At 70.9% G+C, this 732-nt stretch carries 1 protein-coding gene; it reads right to left on the bottom strand.

From position 1 onward, the window contains the following. Positions 1-50 precede the first annotated feature (50 nt). Positions 51-650, bottom strand: a complete 600-nt coding sequence (recR, locus tag CH341_RS31660) for a recombination mediator RecR (protein ID WP_111423712.1) — start codon at positions 648-650, stop codon at positions 51-53. Between the last annotated feature and the right edge of the window lie 82 nt (positions 651-732).

Here is a 732-nt window from a genome sequence, read left to right as displayed (position 1 = left end):
CGACCTCTCCCCGCCGGGGAGAGGTGAAGCGGCGGATGCCGCTGGCGCCCTCATCCCATGCTGGTGCGGCTGCGGATCGCGGTGGTGAGCGTGCCTTCGTCCAGATAGTCGAGCTCGCCGCCGACCGGGACGCCGTGGGCGAGGCCGGTGACCTTCACGCCGGCGTCGCCGAGCAGGTCGGTGACGTAGTGGGCCGTCGTCTGGCCGTCGACCGTGGCATTGAGGGCGAGGATCACCTCGGTCACGGCGGGATCGTGCGCCCGCGTCACCAGCGGCGCGATGGCGAGGTCGTCCGGGCCGACGCCGTCGAGCGGCGACAGCGTGCCGCCGAGGACGTGATACCGCGCGTTGACGGCCTTGGCGCGCTCCAGCGCCCACAAGTCCGCGACGTCCGCCACCACCACGATGATGCCGGGATCGCGCCGCGGGTCGCTGCACACCGTGCAGGGATTCTTGCTGTCGAGATTGCCGCAGACGCGGCACACCGTGATGGTGTCCATGGCGGCCTGCAGGGCCGCCGCGAGCGGCGCCATCAGCAGGTCGCGCTTTTTCACCAGATGCAGCGCCGCCCGCCGGGCCGAGCGCGGCCCCAGTCCGGGCAGCTTCGACAGGAGCTGGATCAGCCGCTCGATCTCGGGGCCGGCACTCATTTGGACAGTCGTACTCGCTGGGTGATCATGCCGGTATCGGTCGTCCGGGGCTTTTCGTGACCCTCTCCCCGAGGGAGAGGGT

The sequence above is a fragment of the Rhodoplanes roseus genome (assembly GCF_003258865.1).
Taxonomy (GTDB): Bacteria; Pseudomonadota; Alphaproteobacteria; order Rhizobiales; family Xanthobacteraceae; genus Rhodoplanes; species Rhodoplanes roseus.
The sequence above is the reverse complement of the archived record's forward strand: the minus strand, read 5'-3'. Positions and strand labels throughout refer to the sequence as shown.

What these genes read in the sequence shown, in the direction of transcription:
- recR (WP_111423712.1), bottom strand. Translation starts at nt 650, where the DNA reads ATGAGTGCCGGCCCCGAGATCGAGCGGCTGATCCAGCTCCTGTCGAAG.